Annotated in this window: 13 protein-coding genes; 9 read left to right on the top strand and 4 right to left on the bottom strand. The window is 71.1% G+C overall.

Features of this window, described 5'->3' with window-relative positions:
- The first annotated feature begins 131 nt into the window (after positions 1-131).
- The 5 genes from ACH4S8_RS17055 (at position 132) to ACH4S8_RS17035 (ending at position 4,046) form a co-directional block, all read left to right on the top strand.
- Positions 132-2,327: an ATP-dependent DNA helicase UvrD2 gene (locus ACH4S8_RS17055; RefSeq protein WP_398394566.1), complete on the top strand. Its 2,196-nt coding sequence runs from the start codon at positions 132-134 to the stop codon at positions 2,325-2,327.
- A gap of 163 nt (positions 2,328-2,490) precedes the next feature.
- Positions 2,491-2,817: a hypothetical protein gene (locus tag ACH4S8_RS17050; protein WP_398394564.1), complete on the top strand. Its 327-nt coding sequence runs from the start codon at positions 2,491-2,493 to the stop codon at positions 2,815-2,817.
- 176 nt (positions 2,818-2,993) lie between these two features.
- A complete protein-coding gene (locus ACH4S8_RS17045) occupies positions 2,994-3,362 on the top strand; it encodes a WhiB family transcriptional regulator (RefSeq protein WP_028802016.1) in 369 nt (122 codons plus the stop codon).
- Positions 3,359-3,682, top strand: coding sequence for a hypothetical protein (locus ACH4S8_RS17040; RefSeq protein WP_398394562.1), 324 nt, complete (start codon positions 3,359-3,361; stop codon positions 3,680-3,682). Before ACH4S8_RS17045 ends, ACH4S8_RS17040 begins: the two co-directional genes overlap by 4 nt.
- A 139-nt stretch (positions 3,683-3,821) precedes the next feature.
- On the top strand, positions 3,822-4,046 hold the full coding sequence (locus ACH4S8_RS17035; protein ID WP_398394560.1) for a hypothetical protein: 225 nt from the start codon (positions 3,822-3,824) through the stop codon (positions 4,044-4,046).
- Between the two features lie 144 nt (positions 4,047-4,190).
- Here the strand turns inward: ACH4S8_RS17035 and ACH4S8_RS17030 are convergent, their stop codons facing one another.
- Both ACH4S8_RS17030 and ACH4S8_RS17025 read right to left on the bottom strand, forming a co-directional pair.
- Positions 4,191-5,567: an ABC1 kinase family protein gene (locus ACH4S8_RS17030; protein WP_398394558.1), complete on the bottom strand. Its 1,377-nt coding sequence runs from the start codon at positions 5,565-5,567 to the stop codon at positions 4,191-4,193.
- Positions 5,560-6,750, bottom strand: coding sequence for a TOMM precursor leader peptide-binding protein (locus ACH4S8_RS17025; RefSeq protein WP_398394556.1), 1,191 nt, complete (start codon positions 6,748-6,750; stop codon positions 5,560-5,562). The genes ACH4S8_RS17030 and ACH4S8_RS17025 overlap by 8 nt, the downstream gene beginning before the upstream one ends.
- Before the next feature lie 217 nt (positions 6,751-6,967).
- On the opposite strand from ACH4S8_RS17025, the gene ACH4S8_RS17020 reads away from it, so the two are divergent.
- From ACH4S8_RS17020 to ACH4S8_RS17005, 4 genes are all read left to right on the top strand, one after another.
- The gene (locus ACH4S8_RS17020) at positions 6,968-7,564 is read left to right on the top strand and encodes a M48 family metallopeptidase (RefSeq protein ID WP_398394554.1); all 597 of its coding nucleotides are present in this window, start codon (positions 6,968-6,970) and stop codon (positions 7,562-7,564) included.
- Between the two features lie 125 nt (positions 7,565-7,689).
- Positions 7,690-9,378 (top strand): TerD family protein, encoded by a 1,689-nt coding sequence (locus tag ACH4S8_RS17015; protein ID WP_398394552.1) that lies wholly within the window; start codon positions 7,690-7,692, stop codon positions 9,376-9,378.
- 11 nt (positions 9,379-9,389) lie between these two features.
- Positions 9,390-10,070, top strand: a complete 681-nt coding sequence (locus tag ACH4S8_RS17010) for an AIM24 family protein (RefSeq protein ID WP_398394550.1) — start codon at positions 9,390-9,392, stop codon at positions 10,068-10,070.
- 16 nt (positions 10,071-10,086) lie between these two features.
- Positions 10,087-10,842: an AIM24 family protein gene (locus ACH4S8_RS17005; protein WP_398394548.1), complete on the top strand. Its 756-nt coding sequence runs from the start codon at positions 10,087-10,089 to the stop codon at positions 10,840-10,842.
- 153 nt (positions 10,843-10,995) lie between these two features.
- Here ACH4S8_RS17005 and ACH4S8_RS17000 read toward each other — a convergent pair whose 3' ends face one another.
- On the bottom strand, positions 10,996-11,517 hold the full coding sequence (locus tag ACH4S8_RS17000; RefSeq protein ID WP_398394546.1) for an NUDIX hydrolase: 522 nt from the start codon (positions 11,515-11,517) through the stop codon (positions 10,996-10,998).
- Positions 11,514-12,944: a zinc-dependent metalloprotease gene (locus ACH4S8_RS16995; protein WP_398394544.1), complete on the bottom strand. Its 1,431-nt coding sequence runs from the start codon at positions 12,942-12,944 to the stop codon at positions 11,514-11,516. The genes ACH4S8_RS17000 and ACH4S8_RS16995 overlap by 4 nt, the downstream gene beginning before the upstream one ends.
- Positions 12,945-13,081 lie beyond the last annotated feature (137 nt).

The raw sequence follows: 13,081 nt of genomic DNA, 5'->3' as shown, positions 1-13,081 counted from the left end.
ACCCGGGGCGTGGCTGAAACGCGATCTCCTCGCACGCGCCGGAGGTGACGCTCGCCGCATTCGTACGACCGCAGCCGCCTCCCTGTGGACAACCGGCTCACCCGTCTCCGCCGACCTGGCAGCATGGCTGTGTGACAGCAGCAACGCACTCCACCCTCTTCCCGCAGGTTCCGGACACGGCCGACGCGGTGCTCGACGGGCTCGACCCCGAGCAGCGCGCGGTCGCCACCGCCCTGCACGGTCCGGTGTGCGTGCTGGCGGGAGCCGGCACGGGCAAGACGCGGGCGATCACCCACCGCATCGCCTACGGGGTGCGCGCGGGGATCCTCCAGCCCTCCAGCGTGCTCGCGGTCACCTTCACCAACCGGGCCGCGGGAGAGATGCGCGGACGGCTGCGCCAGCTCGGCGCCGGAGGCGTCCAGGCCCGCACCTTCCACTCCGCCGCCCTGCGCCAGCTCCAGTACTTCTGGCCGAAAGCCGTCGGTGGCTCACTGCCCCGGCTGGTGGACCGCAAGATCCAGCTCGTCGCGGACGCGGCGGCCGCCTGCCGCATCCGCCTCGACCGAGGAGAGCTGCGGGACGTCACCGGCGAGATCGAGTGGTGCAAGGTCACCCAGACCATCCCCGCCGACTACGCCGCGGCCGCCGCCCGCGCCGGCCGCGAAGCCCCCCGGGACCCGGCCGAGACCGCCAAGATCTACGCGGCGTACGAGGACCTCAAGCGCGACCGCTCGGTCATCGACTTCGAGGACGTCCTGCTGCTCACGGTCGCCATCCTGCAGGACCGGCACGACATCGCCGAGCAGGTCCGCTCCCAGTACCAGCACTTCGTGGTCGACGAGTACCAGGACGTCAGTCCGCTCCAGCAGCGCCTGCTGGAGCTGTGGCTCGGCGAGCGGGACAGCCTCTGTGTGGTGGGCGACGCGAGCCAGACGATCTACTCGTTCACCGGTGCAACCCCGGACCACCTTCTCGACTTCCGCACCCGTCATCCCGGAGCCACCGTCGTCAAGCTCGTCCGCGACTACCGCTCCTCGCCCCAGGTCGTCCACCTGGCCAACGGTCTGCTCTCCCAGGCGCGCGGCCGGGCCGCCGACCACCGTCTCGAACTGATCTCCCAGCGGCCCCCGGGCGCCGAGCCCGTCTACGCCGAGTACACGGACGAGCCCGCCGAGGCCGAGGGTGCCGCCCGCCGCATCCGCGACCTCATCGCCTCGGGCGTACCGGCCGGCGAGATCGCGATCCTGTTCCGCACGAACTCCCAGTCCGAGACCTACGAGCAGGCCCTCGCCGACGCCGGTGTGCCCTACCAGCTGCGCGGGGCCGAGCGGTTCTTCGACCGCCCCGAGGTGCGCAAGGCGGGCGCGGCCCTGCGCGCCGCGGCCCGTTTCGGCGGCAACGACTCGCTCCTCGACGACGTCGTCGACCTGCCCTCGCAGGTCCGGGCGGTGCTCTCGGGCGAAGGCTGGACGAGCAATCCCCCGGCGGGCTCCGGCGCGGTCAGAGAGCGCTGGGAGTCGCTGGCCGCCCTGGTGTATCTCGCACAGGACTTCGCGACCGCCAAGCCCGGTGCCACGCTCGCCGACCTGGTGGCCGAGCTCGACGAACGCGCGAGCGCCCAGCACGCCCCGACCGTTCAGGGGGTCACCCTCGCCTCCCTGCACTCCGCCAAGGGACTGGAGTGGGACGTCGTCTTCCTGGTGGGCGTCGCCGAGGGCATGATGCCGATCACCTATGCAAAGACCGACGACCAGATCGAGGAGGAGCGCCGCCTCCTCTACGTCGGAGTCACCCGCGCCAGGGAGCGCCTCTTCGTCTCCTGGGCGCTCGCCCGCTCGCCCGGAGGCCGCGCGGGCCGCCGCCCCAGCCGGTTCCTCGACGGTCTGCGTCCCGGCTCCGTGGCCACGGCGGGCGCCGGAGCCGGCGGTGCCTCGGGAGGTATCGAGCGCGGTGCCGCGCGGGCCGGCGTCACCGCCGTACAGCGTACGAGCCGCACCCCCGCGCGCTGCCGGGTCTGCGGCCGCACGCTCACCGACGCCGGTGAGATGAAGCTGATGCGCTGTGACGGCTGCCCCTCCGACATGGACGAGGGTCTGTACGAGCGGCTGCGCGAGTGGCGGGCGGTGCAGGCGGAGCGCAGCGGGCAGCCCGCGTTCTGCGTCTTCACCGACAGGACACTGATGGCGATCGCGGAGACCGCGCCGGACGACGAGGGCGAGCTCGCCCGGATCCCCGGGGTCGGCGTCCGCAAACTCAACCGCTTCGGAGCCGAAGTTCTGGCCATCTGTGCAGGTGGGGAGGTCGGGGAACACGGTGAGGGCAACTGATTCAAACTCGTCGGGAAAATAGTTTGCGCATGCCCCGGCAATCCCCATAGGTTCTTAACCACGGCAGCAGCGGCCTTCTCGAAGGCCCTGGTTCCGTGCTGTACTTAATAGCCGTCGGACCGGTTCGCACCGGCCCTCAAGACGCCGAGAGGAGGCGATTCCAGTGATCAGCATCAACACCAGCTTCAGCACCACCGTGAAAATGACCGATCGCTCGGTCGTCGTCTCCACGTGCCCGCTCGGCGTTTCGAACCTGGGCACCGGTCTGTCCGGCATTCGCGCCGTCCGGCCGGCGTCCTCCGTGTCTCTCGCGGGTCTTCCCGTTCGTGAGCGCAATGAGCGACCGACGCAGGCACTGGAAGCGGCAGTAGTGGCTGAAGCACATGCCTATGCCTTTGCGGCAGCCAGTGCCGGATCCCTGAAGCAGACGCAGCAGCACCACACGATGTGGGCCTTCCGTGGGCCTGAACCCTGGAGTGATCCAGCCTGATTCACCATCAGGTCGGCGCCTTCAGGGCCGCGGAACCCCACCCGGGATCCGCGGCCCTTCTGTTTGTCCCCGACCGGGGACGGCAGAGCGAAGGGGCCTCGGGACAAGAAAAGAACCCGGTACCAGCCGCCAACCGGCCGACCCCGGCCGGCACGACCAGACGAGGAAGACGAACCGTGCAACTCGAAGCGCACGCCCCGTCCGTACCGCCTTCCGAAACGATCCCCCCGCCCGGCCTCACGGAGGACTCCACCTTGATCCCCCTCACCGCGCTCACCGCGCTCGACGACGCCATCGAGAACCTCGGCGTACCCGTCCCCTGCCGTTCCTACGACCCGGAGGTCTTCTTCGCCGAGTCGCCGGCCGATGTCGAGTACGCCAAGTCTCTCTGCCGCACCTGCCCGCTGATGGAGGCCTGCCTCGCCGGCGCCAAGGAGCGGCGTGAGCCCTGGGGCGTCTGGGGTGGCGAGCTCTTCGTCCAGGGTGTGGTCGTGGCCCGCAAGCGGCCGCGTGGCCGCCCGCGCAAGAACCCGGTCGCGGCATGAACATCCGAGGAACGATCGACCGCCCCCTGACGCACGACCCCAAGAAACAGGCCCCGATGAAGCCGTCCACGAGCGAGCCCGCAGGCTCCGCGACCCCAGACTTCACCACCACCGGCGCGACCGGCTCGCGTCAGAACAGGACCCGAGAGATGCAACTCATCCCAGAAGCCCTGGCTCGTGCGCATATGCACGAGCGACTGCACCAGGCCGAGCGGGAACGTCAGGCCGTGCGCCTGGCGGCCGCTCGCCGCATGCAGCGCCGGGCCGAGCGCGCTTCGATGCGAGCCCGGCGCGCGCTGGCCATGGCGGTCATGCAGTAATCGACGCACGCCGTCGTAGCAGCCGTTGCAGTCGCAGCAGTCACAGACGATGAATCCCGCGGGGGCCGGTCCGAACGGACCGGCCCCCGCGGTGCGTTGTACCGGGCGAACCGCAGGCCGCGGGGATATCGTCGCCAGAGTGACGAGTCTTCCCGAAGACAGTGACGGCACCGGCCCCGCAGCGGAGTCCGACGCGGACGAAGCCGAGAAGATCGTGTGCGCCCGCTGCGGAACGACGGCTCCCGGCCCCCGGCCGACGTGGACCTGTTCCGTCGAGAACGGCATCCGCCAGTACTTCTGCGACGACTGCGCCCGCAGCAACCTCAGGGCGATCGAGGGCCGTCTCGACTCGGCCTGGTGGTAGCCCGGGCCGACGCCCCCGCCCCCGTCGGCCACCCCCGGCCGACAGCCGTCGCCGCCCTGCCGTCGTAGGTCCGATGCCGTCGGGCCGATCCCGGACGCCCGATCCCGGACGCCCGATGCCGAAGGCCTGATCGGCGACGCGGACTCAAGCCTCGGCGGCCGACACCTCTTCGCCCAGCTCCTCGTCCTCCAGCTCCTCCTCCGGCACGAACCCCGGCAGCCACTCCTCCAGTTCGTCGCGCAGCCGGACCGTCGCACCGAGCTGGCACAGCACGCCTATGGTGCTCAGGGTCACCCGGTGTATGAGGAGATAGGCGGGCGGCAGGTTCAACTGCCGGCCCAACTGGTGTGCGGGGGAACGCGGGTCGGCGATGCGGGCGGCCTGGCTGCGCATCCAGCCCCGGGTGAAGGTGAACTCGTCCACCTCGGCCGGTTCGATGATCGGCAGCAGATAGTCCAGGACGGCGTCCGGTTCGAGGTCTATCGACTCCTTCACGAAGCCTTCCTCGCAGAGCAGTTCATAGACCGACTCGGCGTCACCGTCCAGGGTCATGCGGAGGGAATCGCCGATCGGCTGGGGCAGACCGCCGGGAAGCCGGTCCACCGTGCCGAAGTCCAGGACCCCCAGACGCCAGCCGCTTTTCTCGTCCGGCAGGAGGCGGAAGTTGCCCGGGTGCGGATCGGCGTGCAGCAGACCGGTGCGGGCGGGGCCCGAGAAGAGGAAGCGGGCCAGCAACTGGCCGGCACGGTCCCGCTGTTCCGGCGTGCCGTCGGCGATGACCTCCGACAGAGGCACCCCGTCGATCCACTCCGTCACCAGAACTTGCTCGCACTGGTGGACCACCGCGGGCACCAGCACATCCGGATCGTCCGCGAACTCCTCGGCGTGCGCCGCCTGGGCCTGTGCCTCGAGGCCGTAGTCGAGCTCCTCGGAGACGCGGTCGCGCAGCTCCGCGATGAGCGGCTTGATGTCCATTCCGGGGATCAGGGGTCCCAGCAGCCGTGCGAAGCGGCCGAGTTGGGTCAGGTCGGACAGCAGGGCCTCGCCCGCCCCCGGATACTGCACCTTGACGGCGACTTCGCGGCCGTCGTGCCACACCGCCCGGTGCACCTGGCCGATCGAGGCCGCCGCCGACGGCTTGTCCTCGAACTCCACGAACAGCTCGGCCCAGTCCGCGCCGAGCCGCTCCTCCAGAACGGAGTGGACCGTGCGTGTCGGCATGGGAGGCGCCGCTTCCTGGAGTTTCGTCAGCGCCGCACGATAAGGGCCCGCGATCTCCTCCGGCAGTGCCGACTCGAACACGGACAGTGCCTGTCCGAACTTCATCGCCCCGCCTTTCAGCTCCCCGAGGACCTTGAAGAGCTGTTCGGCCGTGCGCTGCTGGAGCTCGCGGCCCACGATCTCCGCCGATCTCCCGCCGATCCGCTTCCCGAGTCCCCAGGTAGCACGCCCGGCGAAGCCGAGTGGCAGCGCGGCCAGTTTGGCGGTCCGGGTGACCGCCTTCCGGGGAAGATCAGACATGCGCCCTCCAGGTCCCAGCAAGCTGTGCCGCGTGCGGCTGTCGCCCCGCCATTGTCTCGTGCGCTTCGCCGTCCTCGGGGGTTCGCTCACCATTTGTTTTCCTCGCGGTGCCACAGGCGCAGGCGGGATGCGCCCGGACCGGTGCCGCACGCCACACGCATCCGGGCAGCGACGCCTCCCAGCGGGTCCCCGCGGCGGCGGGCGGATCTCCGTCCAGAAAGGTGAGAGCGTGGCTCGCGGCGAGTCCGGCGACCGCGGCGGCCAGGGCGAGATCGCACGCGGCCACCCGGCGCTGCCGCCCGGAGCGCCACTGCGCGACCAGACGCGGCCAGGCCGGATCCCGGTCGGTGCGCCGCTGGTCCAGACAGCCCGCGCAGCCGGTGTCGCCGGGCAGGACCAGGGGTCCCACGACTCCGGTCGCCTCGACGACCCCCGCGTACAGATGGGGCGTCCCCGAGATGATCAGACCCTCGGCCGACGCGGGGTCCGGCGCGTGGACGGCGAGACCGTCCCGGGGAGCGATGATCACGAGGGACAGTCCGCGCGTCTCTTCCCCCGCCCTCTCCTCGCCGGAGACGCGGGGCGGACGGTCCGGGGCGGCCCGGCGCACCGCCCGCCGGGCGGCGTCCTCGCGGCGCTCCCCGACGGACTCGACGGAAAGCCCGCCCGGTGCCACGTCCCATGGCTCGACGCGGCCGACGTCACGCACCTCGACCTCGCCGACACCCGCGCCCGCGAGCAGCGCGGCCAGGCCGGCTCCCACCCGGCCGGCGCCCCGCACCTGAACGCGCAGGCTGCGGCGGGCCGCCAGGCGCCCGACGGCCCCGTCCGGCTCGCGGGCGACCAGGGAGAGGGAGGCGAGGTCCGGGCGCAGCCGGTCCATGACCTCCTTCTTCTCGCGCAGGGCATGCGCGGCCGGACCGCCTCCGGTCGTGTCGTCCAGGAGACCGGACCCGGCCAGCCGGTCCACCAGGGTGTCGACGTGGCCGTCGGGCAGCCCCATCTCGCGCCCCTGCGTGCGCAACAGCGGCATTCCGCGTGTCCCGTCGAGCAGTTCGAGGAAGCTGCCGGTCGCCGTGTCCATCGGGCCCAGCACCATCGCGTGCGCCGGTGTCATGCCGAACTGCACGGTGTTGAGATCCCGCCAGCCGCGCCGCAGAGCGGGCTTCACGATCGGATGCATGACCTACCCCCGTAGATCCGTAGTACGTCCCCGTATGTCCGCGGCGCACTCCCGCAGCGCGGACCGAATGCCAGCATGCCCGTGCCCGCCGGACCCCGCCGAAACTTGTCCACAGACGGCACCGTTCGTCGTACGAATCGGACGGGCAGAGCGCGGATCCGCAGAGAACCGTCCCGGGGGCGGGACTTCCCCCCTGCGCAGCAGGTAACGTCGGGGCGTGCCCGCCGACCCACCGCACAGCGCCGCGACATCACAGCGCAGCACGACGAGCCCGCCGCCGAGCGGCTCGGGGGCGAGCGCGATCGAGGTCCGCAGGAGCGCCCGACGGCGCAGAACGGTCTCCGCGTACCGCGAGGGCGACCGCACCGTCGTACTCATCCCCGCCCGGATGTCCGAGGCGGAGGAGAAGCGCTGGGTGACCGTCATGCTCGACAAACTGGCCGCCCAGGAAAGCCGGCGCGTTCTCGGCGACACCGAGCTGGCCGAGCGCGCCGAGCGGCTGTCGGCCCACTACTTCGACGGCAGGGCGCGGCCCTCGTCGGTGCGCTGGGTCACCAACCAGAACACCCGCTGGGGCTCCTGCACCCCGGCCGAGGGCAGCATCCGTCTGTCGCACCGGCTGCAGGGCATGCCCGAGTACGTCGTCGACTACGTCCTTCTCCACGAGCTCGCCCATCTGCTCGTACCCGGCCACGGGCCCCGTTTCTGGCGGCTCCTGGAGGCCTATCCGCGTACCGAGCGCGCCCGTGGCTATCTCGAGGGCGTCGTCGCCGCGGACCGGCTGCCCCACCTTCCGGCGGCACGCGACGAGTAGGGGCCGTCCCGTTCCGCCGGGAGTGCGATTGTGTACCGGCTCTGCACCGGCTTCGTCCACTTCCGGACTTTGCGGTTAGCCTGGCGCGACGCACTCGCATTCGGGATGGGGGACGGTCGTTACGCATGGCCAGGGAATTCCAACGCGGCCACAAGGCCAAGATCAGTGACCTCACCGCGGGCACGGATCTGTACGTAGGTGTGCAGATCACCGGCCCCGGACTCACCTTCGACATCAGCTGCTTCGGCCTGGACGCCGACGAACGGCTGTCGGACGACCGGTACTTCGTCTTCTTCAACCAGCCGAAGTCCCCCGAGGAGTCCATCCAGCTGCTCGGCGCGCAGTCGGGCGACACGGAGTCCTTCCGGATCACCCTCGACCGGATTCCGGCGCAGATCCAGAAGCTGTCGTTCACGGCGACGATCGACGGCGCCGGACAGATGTCGCAGATCGCCCCCGGATACCTCCGCGTCGTCGCGGGCGGCGAGGAGGTGGCCCGGTACGCGTTCAGCGGTGCCGAGTTCTCCACCGAGCGCGCCGTGATGCTGGGCGACTTCTACCTCAAGGACGTCTGGCGCTTCGCCGCGGTGGGACAGGGCTTCGACGGCGGCCTCGACGCGCTGCTGAAGAACTTCGGCGGCGAGGTCGCCGAGGAGGAGCCTGCCGCCGCCCCGCAGCCGCAGTCCGGCGCGGCTCCGTCCTTCGCCCCGCCCGCGTTCGGCGCGCCCCCGGCGCCCGCTCCCGCGCCTCCCGCTCCGGCGCCCGCGCAGGGCTTCGCGCCGCCCCCCGGTGGCGTGCCGCACGCTCCCACGCCCGCCCCCGCGCCCTCGATGCACGGCGCGCCGACGATCGTGGCGCCGCTGCACACCCCGCCGGGCGGTACCGTCCCGCCGCCGGGCCCCGCGCCCTACGGACAGCCGCCCGGTCCGCCGCCCGGCTACGGTCAGCAGCCCGGCCAGACGGCCCACATGCCGCCCGGCTACGGCCAGCAGGCACCGGCCGCTCCCGGATACGGTCAGCCCCCGACGGCGCCCCCCGGCTACGGCCAGCAGCCGCCGTACGGCCAGATCCCGGGCCAGGCACCCGGGCAGTACCCGGGCCAGCCCGGCGCTCCCTCCCCCTACGGCGCGCCCCAGGGTGCTCCGCAGGGCGGAGCCGGTGTGGCCGCCGCGCTGGGCGCCTTCAAGGAGACGCCCACAGGTCAGCGCTGGACCCCGCAGAACAAGAAGCTCATCCGCGTCGACCTCGGTGTCGGCGGTCAGCCCGTACTGGCCCGCCAGGGCAGCATGGTGCTGTACCAGGGCAAGGTCGACTTCAGCTACAAGGGCGCCGGATTCGCTGGCCGGCTCGTCGGCAGCGCGACCGGCCAGGAGATGCAGCTGATGCGCTGCACCGGCCAGGGCCAGGTGTTCTTCGCCGAGAACGCCACCCACGTGCACCCCATCGAACTCCAGGGGGACGCGATCTGCGTCTCCGCGGAGAGCGTCCTCGCCTTCGACGAGTCCCTCCAGTACGAGGTCCGCCGCATCGAAGGACACGGCATCCCCGGGGGCGCGCTCTTCACGATGCAGTTCCAGGGGACGGGCACCATCGTCGTCAAGACGCACGGCGCCCCTGTCGTCCTGCCGGTGACCCCCACGACGTTCGCCGACTGCAACGCCGTCGTCGCCTGGTCCGCCGCCGCGCAGGTCATCGTCTCCAGCCAGGTGAGGATGCGCCGCAACGCCTACGCCGGTGACACCGGGGAGAGCGTGAACCTCCAGTTCCGCGCCGCGCCCGGCAATTTCGTCGTCGTCCAGCCGTACGAGGTCTGAGGGAGCCCGTCATGAACCAGCCACTCGCGGGCTTCGCCCCTGCACCCGTCACCGCGCGCATGGAGAACCACGGCAATCACATGCTGAAGGTCGCCATGCAGACCGGGAACGACCTCCTCGCGCGCGTGGGGTCGATGGTCGCCTACGAAGGGTTCGTCCAGTACGAGCCCAACCCGCCCGCCGTACGCCAGATCGCCCGCGACTGGATCACCGGCGAGGGCGCACCCCTCATGAAGTGCTCCGGCGACGGCCTGCTCTACCTCGCCGACTACGGGGCGAACGTCGTCGTCATCAACCTCAACGGTGACGCGATCTCCGTCAACGCGACCAATCTGCTCGCCTTCGACGCCCACCTCACCTGGGGTGTCGAGCGGGTCAAGGGGCTCGCCAAGTTCGCCGGGCAGGGTCTGTGGAACACCAAGATCTCCGGTCAGGGCTGGGTGGCGCTGACCTCCCGCGGCAAGCCGATCGTCGTCGACTGCGGCGGCGGTGAGGACGAGACGTACGTCGACCCGGACGCGCTCGTCGCCTGGTCCCCGAACCTCAAGGTGAAGGGCAAGCGCAGTTTCAAGGCGCAGTCGCTGATCGGACGCGGCAGCGGCGAGGCGTTCCAGATGGCGTTCTCCGGGCAGGGCATCGTCGTCGTCCAGCCCAGCGAGGACAGCACCGACCGCCTCCGGTTCCGGGGCTGAGGGGAAGCAGGACATCATGCAGAGCCCGCTTTTCGGCTACAACGAGCAGCAGACCCAGGACCGTTACAGCCTGCAGAACGCGCAGATGCTGCGCATCGTCCTGGAGGGGCACGACGACATCCTCGCCCGCAAGGGCACCATGGTCGCGTACCAGGGTCTCGTCGAGTTCGACGCCGAGTACCAGAACAACAGCCAGCACCGGGCGCGTGCGTACACCGGTGAGGGCCTCGACCTCATGCGCTGCCACGGGCAGGGCACGGTCTACCTCGCCAACCTCGGCCAGCACGTGCACGTCCTCGACGTCGACCAGGACGGCCTCACCGTCGACAGCAGCTATGTGCTGGCGATGGACTCCGGGCTGCACCACGAGGTCATCGCCGTGGACAGCCAGTACGGCATCTCCGGCTCCGGCAAGTACCAGCTCAACATCACCGGGCGCGGCAAGGTCGCGCTGGTGACCTCCGGGTCGCCGCTGATGATGCAGGTCACCCCGGACCGGTACGTCAACTGCGACGCCGACGCGATCGTCGCGTGGTCCACCGGTCTGCGCGTGCAGATGCAGGCCCAGACCCACTCCTCCGGGGTGTGGCGGCGCCGCGGCAACACCGGTGAGGGCTGGGAACTCAGCTTCATGGGCACCGGCTACGCGCTCGTGCAGCCCAGTGAACTGCTGCCGCCGCAGAACGCGGTGATCGGGCAGGGGCTGCGGGCCCAGTACGGCATGGGCCAGCAGGGCGTGCACGCGCAGAACCAGGGCAATGTCTGGAGCTGAGCGTTCCGCCGTACGGAGTACGACGGTCCTCTGACGTACGGAATACGGCGGTCCTCTGAGCCAGAGGTACGGGGTACGCCGGTCCGTCGAGCAGAGGTGAGGGGCGACCGCCCTGGGCGGTCGCCCCTCACCCATCGGGGTCCGTCGCGGCGGTCACAGCCGGGCGCGGGCCGCTTCCAGGAGCCGTACGACCGATTCGTCGGCCACCTCGGCGACCTCGTCGTAGGCGAACCACCGCAGGTCCAGGGACTCCTCGCTGATGGCCGGGGCGGCTTCGACCGGGGCGAGGGCGGCGTACTGGACGTCCAGATGCCAGTGACACGGTGCCGGGATGGCGTGCCGGTCCAGCCTCACGGGGCCGCCCGGCAACAGGGTCAGGCCCTCGACGCCAGACTCCTCCAGTGCCTCGCGCAGGGCGGCCTCGGCCAGGGTCGCGTCGCCCGGCTCGCAGTGCCCGCCCATCTGCAGCCACATCCGGAGCTTGCGGTGCAACGTCAGCAGGACGCGCCCGCGTGACGGATCGATCACCAGCGCGCTCGCCGTGAGGTGCCCGGCATGACAGGACTTCCACATCCCGTCCGGATGCCCGGACAGATGGTCCAGATAGACCTGGCGCAGCTCTTCCTGGCCCTCGTGGTCCTTCAGCACGAGGACCGCGTCGTCGTACAGGCTCACTCGGCGTCGTCGCCCTTGCCGGAGTCCTCGGAGCCGTCGTGCTTCTTCAGGTCCGGCTTCTCGGCGGTGCCGCTCGCGGCCTCGCCGAGCATCTTGTCGAGCTCGGAGAAGTCCATGTGCTCGCGGTGCACGAAGCCGTCCGGGTCGTCCAGGTCGGACGCCGTCGGCAGCATGTCCGGGTGGGCCCACAGGCCGTCCCGGCCGTCCACACCGCGCGCGTCGGTGAGCGAGGCCCACAGGCGCGAGGCGTCGCGCAGCCGGCGCGGGCGCAGCTCCAGTCCGATCAGCGTGGCGAACGTCTGCTCGGCCGGACCGCCCGTGGCGCGGCGGCGGCGCAGCGTCTCGCGCAGCGCGTCGGCCGACGAGAGCCGCGGCTTGGCCGCCGAGTGGACGACCGCGTCCACCCATCCCTCGACCAGTGCGAGCGCCGTCTCCAGACGGGCCAGCGCCGTCTTCTGCTCCGGCGTGTCCTCCGGCTGGAACATGCCCTGCTGGAGTGCCTGCTGCAGCTCCTCGGGGTTCTGCGGGTCGAACTGGCCGACCACGTCCTCCAGCTTCGCGGTGTCGACCTTGATCCCGCGCGCGTATCCCTCGACTGCGCCGAACAGGTGCGAGCGCAGCCACGGCACGTGCGCGAACAGGCGCTGGTGGGCGGCCTCGCGCAGGGCGAGGTAGAGCCGCACCTCCTCCTGGGGGACGCTCAGGTCCTTGCCGAACGACTCGATGTTCAGCGGCAGCAGCGCGGCCTTGCCGACCGGGCCGAGCGGCAGACCGATGTCGGTCGAGCCGACGACCTCGCCCGCGAGCACGCCGACGGCCTGGCCGATCTGCGTACCGAACATGGCGCCGCCCATGGAGCGCATCATCCCGATCAGCGGGCCCGCCATGGCCTGCATCTCCTCGGGCAGCACGTCGCCCATGGCCGCGCCGACCCGCTCGGCGACCGGGTCGACGAGTTCCTTCCACACCGGCAGGGTCGCCTCGACCCACTCCGCCCGGCTCCAGGCCAGCGCGGAGGCCGCGCCGGACGGCAGGGAGGTGGCGTCGTCCAGCCACAGATCGGCCAGACGGACGGCCTCCTCGACCGCGAGCTTCTCGGCGTGGCCGACGCTCGCGTCCTTGGTGCCGTCGGACGTGCCCTGCGCGACCGTCTGCCGGGCGATCTGCTTGGCCATGTCCCAGTTCACCGGTCCGCCCTCGTACGAGAGCATCTGCCCCAGCTGCTGGAACGCGGCGCCCAGGTCGTTGGGGTTCATCGAACCGAACATGGCTGCGAGCGGATTGTCGGCTCCGGGTCCGCCGGCTCCGGGCAGCCCGAAACCGAACGGTCCCTGACCACCGCCGCTCTGCTGGTCCTTCTTCTTGCCCTCGTCGCCGTGCTCCGGCTCCTCCGGCGGAAGGCCGAATCCGAATGGGGTGTCACTCACGGGATTCCTCGGCTGGTAAGGCCGCCGGTTCGTTCCGACGGCGGCTGCCCACAACACCACCCAGCGTAGACACCTGAACCCGATCGGGCCTCGGTGCTTCGCCGACTCGTCGCCTGCGGCAGGATGGATGCCACCTG

Source organism: Streptomyces sp. NPDC021080 (assembly GCF_044333225.1).
Taxonomy (GTDB): Bacteria; Actinomycetota; Actinomycetes; order Streptomycetales; family Streptomycetaceae; genus Streptomyces.
This window is presented reverse-complemented; position numbering and strand designations above follow the sequence as displayed.